General features: G+C 33.5%; 23 protein-coding genes. 4 read left to right on the forward strand and 19 right to left on the reverse strand.

The genetic code is table 11. The annotated features are described in order from the left end of the window. Nucleotides 1–2: 2 nt before the first annotated feature. Nucleotides 3–1,253 carry a Fic family protein gene (locus tag ABMA78_RS15330; protein ID WP_392861320.1) on the reverse strand — a complete coding sequence of 417 codons (1,251 nt, stop codon included), beginning with the start codon at nt 1,251–1,253 and terminating at the stop codon, nt 3–5. A gap of 322 nt (nt 1,254–1,575) precedes the next feature. Here ABMA78_RS15330 and ABMA78_RS15335 point away from each other — a divergent pair, with 322 nt between their 5' ends. Continuing rightward, complete coding sequence (locus tag ABMA78_RS15335; RefSeq protein ID WP_392861321.1) at nt 1,576–2,784, forward strand: hypothetical protein; 1,209 nt, start codon at nt 1,576–1,578, stop codon at nt 2,782–2,784. Nucleotides 2,785–2,812: 28 nt separating this feature from the next. On the opposite strand, the gene ABMA78_RS15340 is transcribed toward ABMA78_RS15335, so the two are convergent. Further along, nucleotides 2,813–3,211, reverse strand: a complete 399-nt coding sequence (locus ABMA78_RS15340; RefSeq protein WP_392861322.1) for a hypothetical protein — start codon at nt 3,209–3,211, stop codon at nt 2,813–2,815. Between the two features lie 9 nt (nt 3,212–3,220). Continuing rightward, nucleotides 3,221–3,982, reverse strand: coding sequence for a hypothetical protein (locus tag ABMA78_RS15345; RefSeq protein WP_392861323.1), 762 nt, complete (start codon nt 3,980–3,982; stop codon nt 3,221–3,223). Between the two features lie 295 nt (nt 3,983–4,277). Between ABMA78_RS15345 and ABMA78_RS15350 the strand changes: the two genes are divergently transcribed. Continuing rightward, on the forward strand, nt 4,278–5,699 hold the full coding sequence (locus tag ABMA78_RS15350) for a sulfatase-like hydrolase/transferase (RefSeq protein ID WP_392861325.1): 1,422 nt from the start codon (nt 4,278–4,280) through the stop codon (nt 5,697–5,699). Here ABMA78_RS15350 and ABMA78_RS15355 read toward each other — a convergent pair. The 6 genes from ABMA78_RS15355 to ABMA78_RS15380 form a co-directional block, all read right to left on the reverse strand. Continuing rightward, nucleotides 5,679–7,469 carry an LTA synthase family protein gene (locus ABMA78_RS15355; protein WP_392861327.1) on the reverse strand — a complete coding sequence of 597 codons (1,791 nt, stop codon included), beginning with the start codon at nt 7,467–7,469 and terminating at the stop codon, nt 5,679–5,681. The genes ABMA78_RS15350 and ABMA78_RS15355 overlap by 21 nt on opposite strands. Before the next feature lie 68 nt (nt 7,470–7,537). After that, nucleotides 7,538–8,482: a glycosyl transferase family 90 gene (locus tag ABMA78_RS15360; RefSeq protein ID WP_392861329.1), complete on the reverse strand. Its 945-nt coding sequence runs from the start codon at nt 8,480–8,482 to the stop codon at nt 7,538–7,540. A gap of 7 nt (nt 8,483–8,489) precedes the next feature. Then, nucleotides 8,490–9,221: a polyprenol monophosphomannose synthase gene (locus ABMA78_RS15365; RefSeq protein WP_392861331.1), complete on the reverse strand. Its 732-nt coding sequence runs from the start codon at nt 9,219–9,221 to the stop codon at nt 8,490–8,492. 75 nt (nt 9,222–9,296) lie between these two features. Then, complete coding sequence (locus ABMA78_RS15370; RefSeq protein ID WP_392861333.1) at nt 9,297–9,575, reverse strand: hypothetical protein; 279 nt, start codon at nt 9,573–9,575, stop codon at nt 9,297–9,299. Continuing rightward, nucleotides 9,575–9,835: a DUF4160 domain-containing protein gene (locus ABMA78_RS15375; protein WP_392861334.1), complete on the reverse strand. Its 261-nt coding sequence runs from the start codon at nt 9,833–9,835 to the stop codon at nt 9,575–9,577. The genes ABMA78_RS15370 and ABMA78_RS15375 overlap by 1 nt, the downstream gene beginning before the upstream one ends. Before the next feature lie 85 nt (nt 9,836–9,920). Then, complete coding sequence (locus tag ABMA78_RS15380) at nt 9,921–10,190, reverse strand: helix-turn-helix domain-containing protein (protein WP_392861335.1); 270 nt, start codon at nt 10,188–10,190, stop codon at nt 9,921–9,923. Nucleotides 10,191–10,495: 305 nt separating this feature from the next. On the opposite strand from ABMA78_RS15380, the gene ABMA78_RS15385 reads away from it, so the two are divergent. Then, nucleotides 10,496–10,921, forward strand: a complete 426-nt coding sequence (locus ABMA78_RS15385) for a hypothetical protein (RefSeq protein ID WP_392861336.1) — start codon at nt 10,496–10,498, stop codon at nt 10,919–10,921. A gap of 35 nt (nt 10,922–10,956) precedes the next feature. Here ABMA78_RS15385 and ABMA78_RS15390 read toward each other — a convergent pair whose 3' ends face one another. From ABMA78_RS15390 to ABMA78_RS15400, 3 genes are read right to left on the reverse strand one after another with little or no spacing between them, the layout of a single operon-like run. Beyond that, on the reverse strand, nt 10,957–11,721 hold the full coding sequence (locus ABMA78_RS15390) for a glycosyltransferase family 2 protein (RefSeq protein WP_392861338.1): 765 nt from the start codon (nt 11,719–11,721) through the stop codon (nt 10,957–10,959). Nucleotide 11,722: 1 nt separating this feature from the next. Next, on the reverse strand, nt 11,723–12,511 hold the full coding sequence (locus ABMA78_RS15395) for a Fic family protein (RefSeq protein ID WP_392861340.1): 789 nt from the start codon (nt 12,509–12,511) through the stop codon (nt 11,723–11,725). Then, a complete protein-coding gene (locus ABMA78_RS15400; protein ID WP_392861342.1) occupies nt 12,498–13,061 on the reverse strand; it encodes a Panacea domain-containing protein in 564 nt (187 codons plus the stop codon). The genes ABMA78_RS15395 and ABMA78_RS15400 overlap by 14 nt, the downstream gene beginning before the upstream one ends. A 162-nt stretch (nt 13,062–13,223) precedes the next feature. On the opposite strand from ABMA78_RS15400, the gene ABMA78_RS15405 reads away from it, so the two are divergent. Next, entirely contained in the window at nt 13,224–14,435 is a 1,212-nt protein-coding gene (locus ABMA78_RS15405; RefSeq protein WP_392861344.1) for a UTP--glucose-1-phosphate uridylyltransferase, read from the forward strand. On the opposite strand, the gene ABMA78_RS15410 is transcribed toward ABMA78_RS15405, so the two are convergent. The 7 genes from ABMA78_RS15410 to gmd are packed head-to-tail and all read right to left on the reverse strand — an operon-like array spanning nt 14,428 to nt 20,744. Further along, nucleotides 14,428–15,276 carry a sugar phosphate isomerase/epimerase family protein gene (locus tag ABMA78_RS15410; RefSeq protein WP_392861346.1) on the reverse strand — a complete coding sequence of 283 codons (849 nt, stop codon included), beginning with the start codon at nt 15,274–15,276 and terminating at the stop codon, nt 14,428–14,430. The genes ABMA78_RS15405 and ABMA78_RS15410 overlap by 8 nt on opposite strands. A gap of 5 nt (nt 15,277–15,281) precedes the next feature. Beyond that, nucleotides 15,282–16,175 carry a class I SAM-dependent methyltransferase gene (locus ABMA78_RS15415; protein ID WP_392861348.1) on the reverse strand — a complete coding sequence of 298 codons (894 nt, stop codon included), beginning with the start codon at nt 16,173–16,175 and terminating at the stop codon, nt 15,282–15,284. A 7-nt stretch (nt 16,176–16,182) separates the two neighbouring features. Continuing rightward, nucleotides 16,183–16,770, reverse strand: coding sequence for a NeuD/PglB/VioB family sugar acetyltransferase (locus ABMA78_RS15420; protein ID WP_392861350.1), 588 nt, complete (start codon nt 16,768–16,770; stop codon nt 16,183–16,185). Then, nucleotides 16,761–17,816, reverse strand: coding sequence for an N-acetylneuraminate synthase (gene neuB, locus ABMA78_RS15425; protein WP_392861352.1), 1,056 nt, complete (start codon nt 17,814–17,816; stop codon nt 16,761–16,763). Before neuB ends, ABMA78_RS15420 begins: the two co-directional genes overlap by 10 nt. After that, nucleotides 17,803–18,522: a cytidylyltransferase domain-containing protein gene (locus ABMA78_RS15430; protein ID WP_392861354.1), complete on the reverse strand. Its 720-nt coding sequence runs from the start codon at nt 18,520–18,522 to the stop codon at nt 17,803–17,805. Before ABMA78_RS15430 ends, neuB begins: the two co-directional genes overlap by 14 nt. Further along, the gene (locus ABMA78_RS15435; protein ID WP_392861356.1) at nt 18,515–19,612 is read right to left on the reverse strand and encodes a DegT/DnrJ/EryC1/StrS family aminotransferase; all 1,098 of its coding nucleotides are present in this window, start codon (nt 19,610–19,612) and stop codon (nt 18,515–18,517) included. The genes ABMA78_RS15430 and ABMA78_RS15435 overlap by 8 nt, the downstream gene beginning before the upstream one ends. Then, complete coding sequence (gene gmd, locus ABMA78_RS15440; RefSeq protein WP_392861358.1) at nt 19,599–20,744, reverse strand: GDP-mannose 4,6-dehydratase; 1,146 nt, start codon at nt 20,742–20,744, stop codon at nt 19,599–19,601. Before gmd ends, ABMA78_RS15435 begins: the two co-directional genes overlap by 14 nt. Nucleotides 20,745–20,797: the final 53 nt, after the last annotated feature.

The following is a 20,797-nucleotide window of genomic DNA, read 5'->3' on the forward strand; positions in this document are numbered from 1 at the left end:
GCTTAATTCTTAATTAACGAAATAGCCTCTTTTAAGTATTTACTATTAACTTTATAGACAAACTTTTTTCCCTGTTTATGTTCAAAAACATAACCCTTGACCTTAAGATCTTTCAACTCTCTACGGGAAATCTCACGAGATTTATTTATATCTAAAGCATATTCTTCAATTGAAATGGCCTTATACTTATTTAACGCCATTTTCTGTAAGAGAGAAACTTGAGTTTCACTAAGGCCATCTCTTGAAATGAGTTCAGAAATAGTGATTAGGAAGTTCACTTTTTCTTGAACTTTTTTAAGTGACAAAAGTAGTGAATCAAGACAGAAATCAATGAAGTAAGTCAGGTCTAATTGGTGTTCTTTAACGAGGTCAAATGACTTTTCATAACGTTTACCATGTTGCTTTAAATTTGCAGAAATTGAGAGCAGCTCAACAAATTTTAAATTATTCTTCATGGACTTAAAGTAGAATAGTGTTCTTGCTGTACGCCCATTTCCATCAAAGAAAGGGTGAATATATGCAGTAAAGTAATGAAGGAGAATTCCTTTAATCAACCCATGAAGATAACGTGGATTATTTGTTGTGAGCTCAATCACTTCATCAATAGTATCTTCAATTTTTGTATAATCGATACCTTCGTGTGTTCCGACATATACTTTGTTGTTTCTAAACTTTCCACTAAAGTTCGCATCGTCGCCCTCTAATGTATTTTGTGAAACAATTTCATGTACTTTTAAAATGAGATCTTTTGAAACCTGTTTTGAAACGTTCTCCTTAATCCACTTCATCGCTAAGTAGTTATTAATCAGCATATACTCATCTTTGTCCTTTGGTTTTTCTCCAGACGAGATGAGTGCTTTAGCTTTTGAACGTGTACTATTTGCACCTTCATAGATGGCAGATGTAATGGCCTCTTCAACTGCAGCATTTATTAAAAACTCTTGCTTAAAATTTTGATGACGCTGGATTAAATCAAATAAAGATCCACCCAAGCTTTCAATTTGATGGAGTTTTTTATTGATGCAATCTGCTGGATAAAACCAAAATTTCTTATCAATTTCTTCCACATATAGTGGTATTGAACTCGCTCTTCGCAAGCGCTGAATTATCCCCTTGACCTCTGGCCAATCCCTTAGAGACACACCCAAACTATCAAGCCTATACTTAATATCATCAAGAGGAGTGTACCTTTCATGAGTGTATTTTAGCCAAAGTGGTGTATTTAAAAATTCGTAGTCTTTTGAATTGTCCATTAGCTGTATTGTATCTCTTTTTCTACAATTTTCTAGTGTAAAAGTTGTAGAAAGAAAGGATTACCGGTAATAATTACAAGATATCAAAAGGTTACAGCTACAACAACTGTTGTACTTGGCCAAAAAATCCTTACATTTACTACAACTTTATGTGTTCATATTTGTAGAAAAATTACAAAACAACACCAACCTATTTAATTTCAATAACTTACAAATACAACCAAACTAGTAATAGCAATAAGAGTACGTCGATACTTTTAACACCCTCTAAATAAAATTCACTAAACAACACTTGTATTGAATATTTCGCTAAATTAAATTCATGAACAAGTTAATCGCACCACTTATTTTAATCTTAGCCTTCTCAGTGACTTCATGCTCAAAGGATGCCCAGAAGCTCTTAAGCACCAACACGCCAAGTACGACTCAGTTCGAACCAACAGATGGTCATTCAGACAAGGTCATTCTTAATGCCAAGGTTGGAAATTTCTGCGAAGGCCATGACTGCCCAGATGGGATTGTTGCGGTTAAAACAAACGACAAATCAGTAACTTGTGCCGGAATTGTTCAATCAGCAACAGAAGTTCTGATCTCACAAAACTGCGCCGAAGCTAACAATACATTTCACATCCAAACAACGGCCGGTGAGATCATCAAGGTCGAGTCTGTTGAAGAGACTCTATCCAACGAATTTAATGACAAAGTACTAAAGCTCACAACTTCTAAAGAAATTGAGACTCAAGCATCAATCTCAATTCCAGACGCTGAAAATCAATCTGTAGAACTACTAAGCTTTGATAAATTTGGAGTCCTTACAAAACAAAGCTGTGAACTTACATACGCTTCACTTGCCTACGCCAACTCATTCGACAACGAGTCCCAACTTCTTAACATCAAAAATTGTGATGGTGTAAAAGACGGCTCACTCATTTCTCAAGACGGAAATGTTATTGGTTTTCTAACTAAGAAGCATGAAGAGATTGCGTTGTATGAGGGTGTTAGTCTTGAGGGTGATAAAGTTGAAATTGATATAATATCTAAGATTGATAATATAACTATAAATCTTGATTCTACAGACGCTTTCGCTATTGGAATGTTTGCTATGGAATATCCACTAATGGAACTTGAAGACTCATTACTTGATATTAACTTTATTAAACCAAATAGATTCGTAACTAAAACGAAATGTTTTACAAAAGCACCTCAAAGTACAAGTATTGATTCTAACTATTACATCATTTTTGATAATAATATTTTTGAAATAAATGAGAAGACAACTTTATCTTCTATTAGTCATAAAGCCTATATCGTACGCTCAGATATTTTTATTTTAAATGATGCTGATTTTAAAGATCATGATTACTACCTTTACGATGGTGATATTGAAGATGTTAAATTAGATTTTTCAAAAACTGAAATTGATGGTCCTACTCTTAGAGGCTTTAATATCAACACTACAAGACAAGAAATAATCAAATATCTATACGATCCTAAAACTTTTAAAAAATATAACTTAGAATTCTGTAAATAAAAAAGGAGAGGTAAAACCTCTCCTACTTTTAATATTTAAAATCATCAAATTTATAATCCTTAAACTTAACTTTCATTTTCAATCTTTTTTCTAAAAGCTTTGCTGGAACTTTGTTTTTATACTTACTTTTAAAATCATTTGAAACGTTTAGTACTTCTGTTTGCTTATCTGTGTACATATCAACCATTTCAATACTGTCTACGCTAAGTACTCTTGTCTTTGTCTTCAATATCCATCTATTTAAATAAGAATCATAACTATAATCTCCAATATTCCACTTATCTTTATCAAAGTCATATATTTCTTTTATTCTTTCAATTGGTAAAGTATTTGAATTTCCACCTGTTTCGCCTACTAAGCTTAAACTCAATGCATTAACATTAATAAATTGAAATACAGCGATAAAACTTAAAACTATCTTTTTCATATTATTTTCCTATTTAACATGTCTTATTAAATTATTTATTAAAACGACGTCACTACCTTTATACTCTTCTTTGTTCATTATTCTTCGAATCTGATAAATATACTCATCCGTTAACTGCGTAAATTCTGAACTAACCTTCTTTAAGTCAACAGAAGCATACCAAGTATTCCTAAGGGTACTAACAGGGGAGCCGAGCTCATTTATTTCATTACACATATCTGTATGAACAAAAGTTAATAACTTATTCAACGTATAATCTGATAATAATCCGCTATCTTTTGAAGCATAAAAATTGCCATTTTTATTTGTAAGAATCCCTTTTGCAGCAAGCTTCATAAACTTTGCATGCCCTTTACGTCCATATTCTTGCAAAACATAATTCTCAGATAAACCTGCCTTTGTTGTCGCAAGAATCATCATTCTATACGTTGAATCATCATGAAAATATCTTTCTTCAGACTCATCAAAAGCTTCAAGTGTTTGTGACTCCTGAAAATGCCCATACAAACTCTCATGCACCTCAGGGAAGTATTCCCTCACGAACTCCGCAGTCTCTTTTTTTGAGCACAGGCCATTGAGGACTGTGACACAAATGTCGAGGCCAGGGTTTTTAACATCGCCCATTTCTAGGCGGTGAAATGTTGAAGGTGGAAGTCCAAGCCTTCTAGCAATTTGATTGCTACTTAAGCGGGAATGCTCTTTTTTGTACTTTCTGATCTTGTCCCGCAAAACTTCGTTTACCGAAGGTCTTTCTAGAAAAACCTTATCCATTTTGCTCTCCTCTCTCTATATTTTCCCAAAGTTGTTTAGTAGTTCTTCATACACCAGAATCCAATAGAATTTATGAACACTGTAAAAACTATTAATAAAACTTATTGTTAAGTATTTGATGAGACATAAATAAAATTTCATAAGTGAAATTTCTCGATTTTTTCAAAAATGAAATGAATCATTTCAATGTGGAATAAGAAAGCGCTAAATCTTTGTAAATACGAAGCACTCACTATAAAATAAATACATAGATTTTAATAAACTACTGAAATCACGAAAAGGACCCGCGTACCTTATGCTTGCATTGGCCACTATTTTCTTCGTTAATTACTATATTTTGGCCATGAAGAAGGGCCAAAGATTCGAGACCTCTCTACCAATTATCTTGATCAACACATTCTTTATCGCTGGCTACTATGTAGCAAATAGCTTAACTGGTGCAGGTGTAAATGAAGTCGTAAAGTTTCAACTACTAACAAGTTGGGAAGGTACAGGTTACGGAGAATTCATACCGCAATTACTACTGAGCCTACTCTATATCCTTATAACAATGGTTCTCGTATTTATTGCAAGTAAGAAGTCGACAACTAAGAATAATTATTTTGTAACAATAGTTGGACTTATCGCTATTTTGATCAACCCAACAACAAGTGACTTCTATGAGTGGTTTAGGCCATATACTCATTTTGCTGAAATTGATTCAATCACTATTTCAAAGTTAAAGAATAATTCAAAAGTCGTCCTCTCTGAAAAACCAAAGAGCTTCATCTATATTTACGCAGAAAGTTTTGAGAGAACATTTTTTAATGAAGAGATATTTCCTGGCCTAGTAACAGAACTAAAAAAGAAAGACTCTACTTATATCGACTTCACAAATGTAGAACAAGTCTACGGTACAGGCTCAACAATGATGGGAATGGTTGCCTCACAATGTGGTGTCTTTTCCGTTCCATCAATTACTGGCGAATTCATGGGAGGTATTAGCTGCCTTGGAAATAAGTTACAAGATGCAGGATATGATCTTCACTATATACAAGGTGGAGCCTTAGACTTTGCAGGTACACGAGAGTTCTATACTAATCATGGCTTCAAAAACCTTACGGGAATAAGTTACTTTCGAAAAAAGTACAAAGAAGATAAGTACTTTAGTCAGTGGGGTGTTTATGATGAGTACTTACTTAAAGAAAGCTTTCAAAGATATCGAAAACTAAAAAGTGAAAACAAACCATTTGGCCTATTCTTAGTTACACTTGATACGCATTATCCAAAGGGACACAAATCACCTTTATGTGATTTAAAATATGAAGATGGTAAGAACCCATACTTAAATGCAATTAAGTGTTCTGATAGCAATATTGCTAGTTTCATCAAACAGGTACTTGAAGAAGATAATGGTGAAACACTAATCATATTAGCTTCTGACCACTTGGCCCTAAAAACAACTGCGAGTCATCTACTTAAAAGTATCCCACGCAGAAATTTGTTACGTTTCTATAATTTAGAAAAACAGAATGTGAATAATCTCAAGCCTGCTTCTACCCTCGATATAGGAACAACTCTTTTACATGCTCTTGGAATCAGGGATCAATTAGGCGTGGGAGTGAATCTTTTTACAAATGAAAAAACACTACTAGAACGCTACGAAAGAAAGACAAATAACTTTCTAAGAAGTCTTACTCCTAAAATAGAGGAAGCATCACTCACTAGCAGAAAGTAGTTTTCTCTTTGTTGAATTTAAATTCAAAAAACGATTTTCACTAAAGATAATGTAATCCATTTTATCCCAAAGTTTCGCTGTAATATCTGGCTTATCAGAAATAGGATTCTCTTCTTTTGGGTCCATCATTAGATTAAAAAGAAGCTTTCTATCAGACTTCTTCTGCCATACTAATTTGTAAGGCCACTCAACAGCTGCAAGTGTAACACCATTATATGGTTGAACGAGTAAAGCAGTTGATCCCTGCTCATTAAGCATTGATACACCGGCCGTTTCGATTTTTTCTGAAATCCCCATTAAGTCTAAAACTGTTGGTAGGATATCAACTTGTGAAAAGGTTTTTTCTTTAATAACTTGAGGAGCAATTTCGCCTTTCCATATAGCTAGAAAAGGGATCTTAAAAAACTCTTGAAAGTAAGATGTTTGTGCATCATAGAATCCATGTTCACCATTAGGATAACTATGATCGGCCGTAATTATGATTAGCGAGTTATCATATAATCCATTTGCTTTTAATTCCTTAATTAAAGTACCTAGATACTTATCTGATACATTTAAAGAATTAAGAAATGCTTCTTCTTTCGATCTTTGCTCAGGGAATAGTTCACGCTGTTCTTTTGGAACATTACCAAATTTCATATGATGAGATACCGTATGAATTGTAGCAAAAATCGGTTTATTACTCTTTGATGTAATATTCTTAATGTTTTTTACAAATTGCTTATAAGAAATATCATCTTGCACACCCCAACCCCAAACATTGTGTGTTTTTTCATAATCCGTCATTTGTGACATATCTGTTTTAAGGACGTGATCAAAGCCAATATCCAGCATGAAGTTATGAGTATTATCAAAACTTAAATCTTGAAAACATTTGTGAAAGTACGATTGATATCCAATTTCAGAAAATACTTTTGGTAGGCATTTTATCAAAGTATTATCGAGTTGATATGAAGCCTTACCTCTAATAAGTGGTACTTGAGAACAATATGTTGCAAATTGTCCTTTCACTGTTTGAACTGAGTTTCCATAAAAATCATCAATTGATAGACCTTCTTTTAACAATGAATTAAATACTGGAGTAATCTCTTTTCCGCTCTTCGTTTTCTTATTGATATAGAGGCCATTAAAGGATTCCATTGAAACTAAAATAATATTTGGTTTTCTCACTTCTTGAAAATGAGATGATATCTCTCTTTCTACCTTATAAGTATGTTTTGCTTCTAGTGGCCTAAATGATTCCACGACAGACTTTACTGAATATGAAATTTCTCCAAATGGATATGGTAGTGCAAAAATCAACGCAAGATATGAAGTAAGTAGCCCTAGTCCTTTCAAAGGCTTTATTTGGTTTTTAAGATTAAAAATCTTGAATTTAAATTGTGCAAAAAGAAGTAATGGAATAAGTGCTAAAGTCTCGTAAAAATCTTTAAGCTTCATTGTATTTAGAATTACATCTCCACTGGCAGCATTAAATGTTTCTCTGAAATTTGAAATGAAAACCACTAAATCAAAGCTTGTCTTTACTCGAAAATGATACTTACCTGCAATATAGTATAAGCAAATTAGAAAAATACTTAGTAGTACACGAAGAAATGCTGGCTTCACAAGCTTATTAATTGCTTCACTGTAGAGGTATATTAAACCAAAACCTACAGCTATAACTAAATAGTCCGTTAGATGCAGCGAGTTATATAAGCGCCACTTTAAAATTAGCCATGTATTAAAGTAAAAATATAGAAACCAAAGTGCTTTTGTAGTGAAGAACATAGTTAACTATCTTAACACTTTCTTAACATAGAAAAAAGAGTGCAATAAAATCAAAAGTTTAACGTTTTTTATTGCGAATAGTTAAAATACTTATCTACAACGAGAAGAGAAATTAATAACTCTCTGCGTTCATCTTTAAATTGTTCAACCCACTCGTGTGCATTCTTGATAATGGCCTTCGCTTCTTCTGGATTTTCAATATAATATTGAATTTTCTCAGCAAGATCTGAGTAGTCGTCTTTTACTTCAACGTAGTGTTTGCCCGCAACGAGCCTTCCTTCCATGAACCAAGTCTCATATTTTGGTTTAGAAAGAATACAAAGTGAGTTTGATGACATCGCCCATTTTAAGTTAGTGGCAACATCATTACCTTCTAAGCAAATAATGAACTTATATGTAAGTTGATCTTCAATCGATAGAAACTCTTTCTCCCAAGGGTTTCCCTCAATAGGAGAGACTTGTCCGATATTACAAAGAGGATGGTTATAGAATTTTTCCACGACCTGCTTTCTTTGAGGAACTAGAGCTGCACCTCTCCAAACGGCCATGTCTTTCTTTTCATCAAAAGAAAGGGTGTCATTAATAAAATTAAAATGCCTAACTTTGTTCAGTTTTAAAACGATAGAGTTATCGTTATTTGATACAGGTCTACTTTTAATAAAAGTTGGAAGTTCTGGAACATAAGTCACATCTCCTGCTTCATATCGAAACCTTAACTCTTGTGGAAAATGTCTAATTATATCCAAGATATCAAAGAAGTAAGTTGTTCCTTCATACTTCTTAAAATTCTTAATCTTTAAAGTACGAGGAATATTTTTTTCTTTTTTAAATTCGTTTTCTGATTCAGGAAGCGTAAACGAGCTCGTTAATTTATTATAATAATTTAGGCGATCTTCAATATAAGTGTCTTTTGAACTTTCGTAAGCCTTAAGTATATTACTGGCCTTGTTTCTGTACCAACAATTTGGCACGAAAAACTTTAAAGCATTCTTTAGATAATATACTTGCTTCATATGATCTCTATAGCATTCCAAAGATTTTTCTAAGCCTTAAATTAATAACGTTAAAGAAGGCTTCAAAAATAATTCCACCACCCATTTTTGATTGCCCATCACGACGCTCATAAAAGATAATTGGAACTTCCTTAACAGATAGGCCCTTGGCCCACACTTTATAATTAAGCTCTAGTTGAAAGATATAACCATTAGAGATGATTCCATCTAGGTTTAAAGCTTGAAGTGCTTTTCTAGAAAAACATTTAAATCCACCAGTTGTGTCCTGAACAGGAATTCCTGTCATAAAACGCGTATAAATTGAAGCGCAGTAAGAAAGAAGTAATCTTCTAAATGGCCAATTGATAATTCTGATCCCATCAATGTAGCGAGAGCCAATTACAAGATCATTTTCTTGGGCTGCCGCCAATAAATCTTTTACAGAATCAGGATCGTGAGAAAAGTCACAGTCCATTTCAAAGACAAAATCAAATTCTCTTTCTAGGGCCCATTTAAATCCTGTGATATAGGCCGTCCCTAAACCAAGCTTTCCTTTTCTCTCGATGATGTGAAGATTTGAATTTGTTTCCATTTTCTTTTTCACAACATCTGCCGTTCCATCAGGAGATCCATCTTCAATAATTAAGAGAGATACTTCTGGGTATTTCTCAAAAATTGTATCGATCATGCGTTCGATATTCATGATCTCATTGTATGTTGGAATGATAATTAACGACTTGTTCCAAGGAAGTTGATTCACTGATTTCTCCATAATTTCTTAGGGATTCAAGATAGCGTCTATTGCACCAATTTTCCAGAGTTTTTCGCAGTCAGACTAACTCCACGCCTTGTGGCCAAGAGAAGGATCAAATACTACTTTATCTTTGTGGGTAATAGGTTTCATCGTTAGTATTGAATAAAGGATATTGGAATCAATTTCAGTATCAGAATACTCAATAATATTAAATTCACTATTAAGTTGTAGATCTGTTAGGTCAACATCATTAAAGTATAATGCTAAATCGATAACACCTTTTTCACCGCTCTCATATCTAAGTTCGACTTTAGTATTTGAAATTTTGTTAGCTTCTAATAACTTCGGTGCTAATTCCATTATTCTAATCCTGGTATTTTGCTTACTTTCTCAGCTAAGCAAAGCTTATCCCATACTTTCATAATTTCGTCTTGATAAAGAATTCTCCATTCTTCAGTTAAAGACCTAGCTTTTGGAGGTAATTGACCTGCCAAAACTTCACCAGTATGTATTGCAATTATAGCATTATATTTATTGTATTTTACATGAAAGTGCGGTGGATTATGATCCATCGGTGGCATGAAAATTTTAATTCCATAAAACATTGAAATTGTAGGCATATTAGCTCCTTTAAAATGAACTAATATGCAAACCTCTCATTTATCAAAGATTGAATAACTTCATGAAATTATTAGCTACAACAAATCACATAAGAATGTTTTTGTTACTTTTAGGGTGAAACACGATCTCCATCTCTAGCCCGCAAGCCTTCGCGTACTTATTCAAAGTGGATAGCTTCAGATCAAGACGATTCTCAATTTTAGATACATCTGGTTGGTCAATTCCAACAAGATCCGTTTGCTTCAAGCCAAGTGATTTTCTTAAAGCCTTTAGGTCAATGTCATAGTAGTCGTTTTGTTTGATTGCCGTCTTGGCATACTCAAAAAACTCGAGGTCTAAGTTGTCATAACTCATTAAGTTTCTCCCTGTTTCATCCGTAAAACAGATATTGATTTATTTAAATTATAACATGAATCGATTTTGGTGCGACTATTCCTTCTAATGAATATTAAGAAAGTCTGGTATTCACTATATTGAATATTCCTCTAGCCTCTTAGACTAATATGCATTTGAATGCATATATCTTTATCTTATTCACAATGAATTCACTGAAGTGCATATTTACTTCATTTAAGAAAAATTCTATTTCATTTTCGAAAATTTTGTCCCTTCTTTCACAATCTCTTTATAAAGCCACAAAGCTTAACAAGGAGACCAATATGAAAAAGCTAATCATTATACTTCCACTACTACTTTCAATCGTATCTTGTGCAGCGCACCAAAAACCAAATTCTCAAAAAAATGATGCAAAAGTCACATCTTATGACTCTTTCACTGTAAAAAAACACTTAGTAAAAGGTGTTACTACACAAGCAGATGTACTTAAGACTTTTGGTGGACCGACTAACTCTACAATGAGTGCTAATAATACAGAAGTTTGGGCCTACTCATCATCTAAACTCTCAATTCAGAATGAAAGCAGTGGAGGTGGAGCTCTTTTGGGACTAATCCCTGGTCCTCTAGGTGTTATTGGTGGAGCATTTTCAGAATCGGAAAGCACTGACTTTTCAGGAACATCTAAATCCCTAATTATCAGTTTTAAAGATAATATTGTTACTGATTATGAATTAACACAAAATATGTAATTAAAATAATGCTCTCAGAAATGGGAGCATTGTTTTTATGATTTCTTCTTTAGCCAGAGCTCGCGAAGCTTAGCATATTTTAGAAAAGCATAAAGTCCGTTGATATAACAAACTATAAAGCCACGAGCACCATCTAAGAATCCGGCCTTAAGAATAAAATCTCTAAGAAACACAAGAGCGGGGCGCGTTATAACTTGAAGCATTGTCGATTTCTTACCCATGTCAAAATAGGCTTTTGCAGCAATCGTTGAGAATTTATCCTGCTGAGCAATATGTTCTTCAATTGAAAAGTAAGTATAGTGCAAAAGATCTCCATCAAGAAATTTAGTCCTGGAGTTTGGAGACGTCTCAATAATGTCGTGTGGGTTCACTCCCCCCCACTTGGCCTTGTCTTTATGAAAAATTCTAAGCTTACGATCTGGATACCAACCACAGTGATAGATCCAGCGATCGATATACCAATTTCGACGATTAAAATTATAACCATCAAACTTATCAAGCTTATCTTTAATTGCCAAAATAGAATCACGAAGCTCGCTTGAGATGGCCTCATCAGCATCGAGAGAAAGGATATAATCGTGACTTGTTTGAGAAATGGCGAAATTCTTTTGCTGGATATGACCTTCAAATGTATTCTTGATAAATCGAACACCTTCAAATGACTCACAAATCTCTTGTGTGCGGTCAGTCGAAAATGAATCGACCACGACAATTTCATCAACCAGTCCACCAAGTGACTTTAGGCATCGCTCGATATTTCTTTCTTCGTTGAATGTGATAATTGTTGCGGATAGATTCATATTAATTCTCTTCTTCAATTAAATTTTCTGTTGGAACGACATCATTTATAAATTTCTTAAGAAATTTCTTCATAAGCCATACCGACCTAACTTCCCCAAGCCCTCTTTTTCTTACTGCTCGATGTGCATAGCTTAAGGCCTTAATATATTGTCTTCGATATTTTTTTTGATCGTCATAATTAAAAACTTTAAAATATTGGGCCAATAAAATATCAACAAAGATACGTGCTGTTCTACCGTTACCATCTTGAAAAGGGTGAATTCTAAAAAAGCGGGGAAAGAATAAGGAAACCTTTTCTAAATAGTTCTCACTAGAAAGTTTTTCTAAAATATTATCCCAGCAGTTCCTAAGTTCAAAATCAATATCACTAGCATCAACGGCCTTAATTTGATTTTCCTCACGCATATTATTGTGGTTTGTGCCAAAGTAAACATCGTCTGTTCGAAAAGTTCCTTCCGTCTCAATTCCAGTTCCCGAAAATAATTCAGTATGAATAATTTGAATTAGAGAGATGAACTCATCAGCATTATTGGGGAATGTAAATTCACCGTTTCGTACTTTTCTCTTAACATAGCCAGCATTTAGGTGAAGTTGTGATGATAAACTTATTATCTCATCGTTTGAAAAACTACGGCCAGTCTCAATAAGTTGCTCTAAATGGCCTGAGTCAAACCTATATTGACAAGGCTTAAGCCTACCTCTTGATTCGTAAGAACACATAGCACTTAACCAGTCAGGGGCATTCTTATCTAATTTAGAACAAACAGAGCAGCGTTTAAACGTTCCCACTAGCCTGTACAAATGTAGCGACTTCAAAGATATCATTGAAGCGCTTTACCGGAATATTATCAATCGTAAAAAAACCATCATTTGAAATAATAGATGGGACTCTTGAATTGCCTAACTGATAATGATCTTTAAAGTATTTCTTAATTAAGGCATTCGGAATAAACTCTTCTTCACTATTCCAAGTTTTTCGCCATGGCTCTTCAGAATGAGTTTGTTCAACTAACTCAAAAGGAGTCAGTCCTACATAAATGGACATAATTGCATTTAAAATATTTTCAGTATTTTCAGAATAGTTAACATTAGCAGAGCTAAAATTAATAGCATTTGCACCAAAAGATTTAAACTCCTGATAGCATTCACTGTTCACAGGGCCATATTTCCATGCAGAAAACTCAACAGGCTCTATCTCATCTAACTCCAGGGCACTAGCAATTCCTGAACAATAATAGAGAAGTTTTTGCATCTTAATATTAGATAAATCACTAATATTATTAGCTTCGCAATAATTATAGATCCAATGTGCTAGCCTGATTGCCGGTGTCATTTCCATGTATGCCTTATCGAGTATTTCTTTATATATCTTAACATATTGATATCTAGCTTGAAATGTAAATAAAACTTAAAACATTTTTCATCTCATTTCAAAGAAAGATTAAATTAATCAGTTACTTAATATTAAAATTTCTTTAATTCTATGCCATACTCTAGCCCTATGAATTTAAAAGATTTTATTACTAATCCGATCGAGCTCGAATATTTTGAGGGTTTGCTTTCTCAGTTAAATGAAAAAGCTGAACACTTAACAATTGCGACCCCAGAAAATGACACAGGAGTCTACCCTACTGCGATAGCTCCAAGAAAACTCCTTCGCGATGAACTTCCTTTTCATTCATATGAAGATATCAAACAACGCTATTCTACAAAGGAAGTCGTTGACTGCACCCTTTGGCTAAGAAAGATGCATGGAGGGCTTGGCTCAAGCCTTGATCGTTCGGACTACTTAAAAAAATATGGCCGTTCAACACCTGGTTCAAAATCCACTGACCTCTATATTGAGACAGAGGAATTCGGTGCAATTAGCTTAGCGGAAGCTCAAATTATTCAAGCATCAAAGAAAACAAGCTCATTTAAGAAGGTGGTCCTACAGGACCTAGTTAATAATGATGTGAAACCAATCCTCGATGAAATGTGGAAAAAGTATGAACATCTTCTAAATGATAACTTCTCTCGTCTCGACTCTGTCATTCAACAAAAGCTTCCAACTATTAAGAATGGTGAGCTTTCACTAGAACGACTTGCCCCTGCTGGACACGGTGTCTTTGGTTATGAAGTTTTTAAAGGACCAAGGCCTGAAGGTGAAAATGTCATTGCCTGTATTGGAAATGGCGAAGATTTAAGCTCAACTCCAGATCGTGCCATCGTTAATTGGATGCTCACAGAGAATATACCAGTTGTTATGGTTACAACGACTAAAACAGAAAGAGATATGAAGGGTGGTCAAATTGCGCTTAAGACAGAGGGCGATAAAACCTATCTTACAATTATTGAAAAAGCCCAAGCTGAACAAGCTGGCCAATTAGAGTATTTTGAAAAGCTTGGATTACGCGAAGAAGACGATGATGCTTTTTTTAATACGAATTTAGTACTCGTTAATTTTAATGCGGTTAAAGATTATAAAATAGCACTTCCTGATTTGATCAAAAATCAAAAAGGTGAGTTTTTACAACTTGAAGGTGCGATGGGTTCGGTGCTCTTGAACTCGGATCGGTTGGCCAGAAAGAATGGTCAACAGTTTGTTCATATACTTAATGTGAATAAAGAGAATAGATCTAAGTTTTTTAATCCTATCAAAAGTATGCAAGACTTTGAATATATAATGAAACGTCAAAAATTTAATGAATCAATTTTTCACTTTTCTAATTAGACCTTAAAGCCTCTATTGATAAAACTGTTTCGCGTACAGCATCTTCACCATTATATACTTCTACAGTATAAGTTTTATCCTTAAAGTTAGATTTATACTTTTTCAGTATATCAAATGTCATTGAATCTCTACTTAATGCAAGGTTCTGATCAGCAGTACCATCATTATCACTCACATGAATATAGTCTGTTACCTCTAAGAATTTTGCTAATTCCTTATCAAAGTCTAAACCTAATGTTGTACAAGATACTTTTAGATGACCAATATCTAGTAAAACATTTAAATCAACTTCTTTAGAGAGTCTTTCATAATCAGAAAACTGACATAATAAAAATGGGTTTTCGCCGCCATATGATTGAAAGTTAGCAGCAGAATAAACATTATTTTCTACATATAACTTAATACCTTCGCTTTCTTTATTTAGTAATTGCAACGAGTTTATCATTCTACTTTCGGCTTCATCTAAAGAGATTAGACCTATAGACTTAAATTTTTGACCTAGCTCGCTTACTTTTGGATCAACTCTAAAACCAGCATGTATACCGTATCTACAACTATTATGTTTTTTTGAAAAAGCAAGAGCTTCCCTAATTAAACCAAGGGAGTTTTTATAAACTTCATCTCTCCCCGATAGGTTCAGTACAAAATGTTTTGATGGAGGAGGAAAATAATTATGACATTGAAGATTCAAATTTGAGTAAATATTAAAATCAAAATTTTTAATATCCTCTCTATTGAATCCACCAGTCAGTTCAATATTTTCATATCCCCAAGAAATCAACTCTCTTAGATTCTCATCAATGTTTTTAAATTTAGAACAACCAGTAGAAATGTAAATCAAAACTGTTACCCTTTACTTGCAGTGATATAAATTGTGTCAGTTATTTTATTATTTTCTAAATATTTATTATAACATTCAACTAATTCTACAGATGAACTCATGTCATTATATACCTTATGTCCACCTGGCTTCCCTTCAGATAACCAATACATATGATTAGCAATATTATATCTTTGAATATAGTCCACTTTATCAATTTTATAACCAGCATATTCTAATACTTTTACAAGACTATCTTCAGTATGCAATACAAGATGTTCACTCCACAAAGTAAAATTTTTAAATGCTTCACATCTATACTTACTTAAAAGAGCATCATTAGCATGTGGAACTTCAATAATTAAAGTCCCATCGTCATCAAGAACACTCTTAATATCTTTTAAAAAATTCAATTGTTCTGAAATATGTTCAAATACATGAAATAATGAAATCGTTTTAAACTTTATTTCAATATCATTTAATGAGCCAAAGATATTAAAGCCTAATTGACATAAACCTTCTCTGGCCTGCCTTTGAATTTCTAATCCATAAATATTACTCTGATTATCTTTTTTTGCTAGTTCGAGAATTCCACCTAAACCAGTTCCTATATCAAGCCATGGCCCTTGTTTGATATTTTCCTTAATACTATTATATCTTCTATTATCATCTTCAAATGTATTTAAAAGAGCTTGTTCTCTAGAGTCCTTTCCCCAATATGAGAATCCTGCATTGTCTTCATATTGACCTTCACCAGTATGAGTTAATGTTTCTAGGAAAATTACTCCACTTTTTTTATCTTTAATAACTCTGATGTCAGCATCTCTTGTTTTGTTAGAGAATAACTCATAGTCACCATTTTCGATTGCATTACACTTTATTAAATCATCAAGTACAGTATTCTTCTCTAAATCAAACATAAAAACCTCATTTAATAAATATATCTTTTGCTCTTAAAAAGTAGTTTGATGGAACACTAGTATGGTGAACAACAACAGACCCACTTCCAATAAAAGAATTTTCACCAACTTTTGAGTCACCATTTACAATGGCTCCAGTAGAGATATGACAAAAATCTCCTATCCTAACCCCATGTTCAATTAGTGCCTTAGTATTCACAATAGAATTTTCGCCAATTTCTGCATCACTATTTACTAGCGCATGATGCATAATTATTGAACCTTTCCCAATTCTTGCTGTTTTACTAACGTAAGACAGAGGAGAAATAATTGTAGCAAGTTTACCACCCGCTTTAATAACTCTTTCAGTAAGTTTCTTTCTTAAATCAACTGATTTAATTTGACCAAGCGAAATCAAAAAGTAACAATCAATTTTCGCCAACTCTTCTATATCCTCATCTGTGTACGAAATTTCATACCCTCGACAATATTCACCAAGATTCTCTTTAGTATCAACTAAGCCTATAATCTCATATTGATTTTCAAGTTCAATAACATCAATACAAGAGTTACAATGCCCTCCCGCACCAACAAGGATTAATTTTTTTAATCCCACTTTACATCTCCGAAACTTACTTGATCATCGAGAGAGATATCACGAGTAACAACTTTACCAACAAATTGATCGATAAGATTTGGATGAATGCCTGTTGCTGGTCTTTTAACACCAATGTCTTCCTGCTTCAAAGTCTCACCTTCTTTAATATCCCTATTAAAAACTAAACTTCTACGCATTCCTTGAGTGTTTTTAATTTCACTCTCACAAGGAGTTTTAACCCCTGTACCTAAAGCTGATTCTAAAAGTCTAATTTTACTAATTAGTTCGGCCATCTCTTCTGGGTCTGCAGAACATGAGTGATCAGGTCCTTCCATATTTTTATCAAGTGTAAAATGCTTTTCAATAATTTTAGCGCCAAGAGCAACGGACCCTAAAATAGCGACATCAGTAACAGTATGATCTGAATAGCCAACCAAGCAGTTAAAAGCATCTCTCATCGATATCATAGCTTTTAAGTTTGAATCTGATTCTAGGGACGGATAATTTGTAGTACATTGTAAAATAACAAAATCTTCATTTCCGTTATCTCTAAATACTCTTACTGCTTCATCAATTTCCGATAGATATGCCATACCAGTTGATGCAATTATTGGTTTACCCTGCTTTGCTAAATATTCGAGAAATGGCTTTTCAACAATTTGCCCAGAAGCAACTTTAAAAGCAGAAACGCCTAAACTATTTAAGAAATCAATGTCTCCAATATTATAAGGTGTTGAGAGAAATAAGATATTACGCTCTCTACAATAACTAATTAAATCCTTATATTCCTCTAGAGTTAACTCTAACTTCTTAAGCATTTCGAATTGAGATTCCTTCTTATCTGTCACTTTTAGCTGATAGTTTGCCTTAGGTGCTTTCTTAGTTACTAAATTTTCAGTTTTATAAGTTTGAAATTTGATACAATCTGCACCAATGTTTACTGCTTCATCAACTAGTTTTTTAGCGATCTCGATTGAACCATTATGATTAACTCCGGCTTCTACAATGATGAAACACTTCTCGTTATTACTAATAGTAATATTCTCTATTTTAATATCTTTCATTTTCTCTATCCTTCATTAAAAATTCAGCAAATCTAAAATCCTGCTCGGTATCAATGTCTACAGATGTGACATCATCAATTTGAACATAACTACAGTTATCACCATATATTTTGCCTAACTTCAAGTTTTCCACTTTAAAACAATCAACAACACCGTTCAAACGATAACAATTTGGTAAAAGTTGAGATTGATAATATTTTTCAGTTCCACCTTCAGCACAGAAATTAACTAGTTTCTCATCTTCAATTCGATATGCCCAATATGGATGAAACACACCTTCTAACGGAGTGATAGTTCTAATACCGGTGAAGTCTGAGTTTTTAATTTTTAAAATTACTTCATCTATTAGCTCTGAAGTTTTAAATGGTGATGTAGGCCTTAAATAAACCACATAATCGAATGTCTTATTTAATTTTGAAAAGTGTAATAACGCATGTTCAATAACTGGAATGTCACCTACACTATCGCCACTCAATTCTGCAGGCCTAAGAAATGGAACTTTCACTTCATCATATAGTTTTGCACTATCTGCAATTTCTTGTGTATCAGTAGATAGAACAATTTCGTCAATTTGCTTTGAATTTTTAGCCGCAATATAAGTATATTCAATTAATGGCAGACCATTTAATAGTTTTATATTCTTCCCAGGTACTCTTTTAGAGCCCCCTCTAGCAGGAATAATGGCCAAAACTTTTTTATTACTCATTCGTCCAACCCTCAATCAAAACTCTTATTGTATTAAGTTGATCAGGGCTTAAGCTATATGAACTTGGAAGTGAAATACCTCTTTCACTTAGATATTTGGAGTTTTTAATGTCACCAGATATTACATTTCTATAAATATCCATACTACTCATTGGTTTAAACATAGGTCTTGTTTCTATACCATTAGCAGCTAAAAACTCAATTAATGAATCTCTACTTTTCCCTTCTGGAACTAAGGTTGTATATAACCAAGGACATTCGTCCGTACTTTTAACCCTTTTAAACCCAAGAGATTCAATATATGAATCATAAAAATTAAAAATCTGCTTTCTAACTTTAACTAATTCATCCAAGAACTCTAACTGAGAAAGACCAATGGCAGCTTGAATATTGGTCATTCTATAATTATAGCCAATGTAATCATGCTGATACTTAATCGCCGGAGACATTCCGTGGTCTCTCATAACTTTTGATTTTTCTAAGTCGTTCTTATTTTTATATACGATTGCACCACCTTCACCAGTCGTAATCACTTTATTACCAAAGAAGCTAAATGTGGCAGCATCACCATACGTACCAACGTATTCATTATTTACTTTTGCGCCAAGAGCTTCAGCACAGTCTTCAATAATAAGTATGTCTTTACGTGGTAATTTCTCTTTAAGCATTTTTACGTCAAAAGCTTGACCATATAAATGAACAACAATAACTGCCTTAGTTTTATCTGTGATCATGCTTAAAATATCATCAACTGAAATATTCCAAGTTTCTTTCTCAACATCTGCAATCACAGGTGTGGCATGTGCATGAAAGACACAGTTTATAGAAGCTGCAAAAGTTAAGTCAGGAACAATGACTTCATCACCTTCACCGATATTAAAAACCTCGAGAGCGAGATGCAATGCAGTTGTACCATTAGATACACTCATTACATTTTCATATCCAAACTTCTCCCCAAAGTATTCCTCAAACTTTTGAACGTACTTACCCTTAGAAGAAATCCAATTTGTATCTAAACAATCATTCACATATTCTTTAGCTTTATCTGTAAGAAAAGGCTCTAAAACAGGAATCATACTATCTTTCCTCATTTGTAAAAATTTCATTAAAACCGCCACGTTTTAAATGAATATCACGCTTAGCAATTTTTAAATCTGAATCAATCATTTCTTTAACAAGTTCTTTAAACTTAATTTTAGGCTCCCAACCTAATTGATTCTTAGCTTTAGATGCATCACCAATCAAGACGTCAACTTCAGTTGGTCTGAAATAGTACGGATCAATTGCAACAACTTCATCACCTTCTTTTAGAATTACTTCTTCATCAATTAACTTTTTAAGAACACTCAGATCAATTGATTCGACAATTCCTTTTGTATCAACTCCTTCGCCTTCCCAGCGAAGTTTAACACCACAGTTTTCAAATGATTCTTCGATAAACTGTCTTACTGTATACTTTTCTCCAGTAGCAATTACATAATCCTCTGGGTTATTTTGTTGGAGCATTAGCCATTGCATTTCCACATAATCTTTTGCGTGTCCCCAATCTCGTTCGGCATCAATATTCCCCATGAAAAGTTTCTTTTGAAGGCCTAGAACAATTCTAGATGTTGCTGAAGTTACCTTACGTGTAACAAAAGTTTCACCTCTTAATGGAGACTCATGATTAAAAAGGATTCCATTACAAGCATACATTCCATATGCTTCTCTATAATTTACAGTAATCCAATATGCGTAGAGCTTTGCAACCGCATATGGTGATCTAGGATAAAATGGCGTAGTTTCCGATTGGATAGGATCTTGAATAAGGCCATAGAGTTCACTTGTCGAAGCTTGATAAAACTTAACTTTTTTCTCCATTTTATTTATTCTAATGGCTTCTAATAATCTTAATGTACCTAATGCGTCTACGTCAGCAGTATACTCAGGAGAATCAAAAGAAACACGAACATGACTCTGGGCACCAAGATTATAGACCTCATCAGGCTGAATTTCCTCAATTAACCTAATAAGGTTTGAGCTATCTGAAAGATCTCCATAATGCAGATGGAAGTTATCTTCATATTGTGGTTCTGTCACAATGTGACTAATTCGTGAAATATTTGAGCTTGATGATCTTCTTCGAACACCATGAACGTCATAGCCTTTAGCTAATAAGAATTCCGCTAAGTATGCCCCATCCTGTCCAGTTACACCTGTAATCAATGCTACTTTTTTATCCATTATAAAACCTTATTCAGAGAGTTATTAATTAATTTTTAAAAATATAACATATC

Origin of the sequence: Halobacteriovorax sp. RZ-2 (assembly GCF_043196685.1) — a bacterium.
Lineage (GTDB): Bacteria > Bdellovibrionota > Bacteriovoracia > Bacteriovoracales > Bacteriovoracaceae > Halobacteriovorax_A.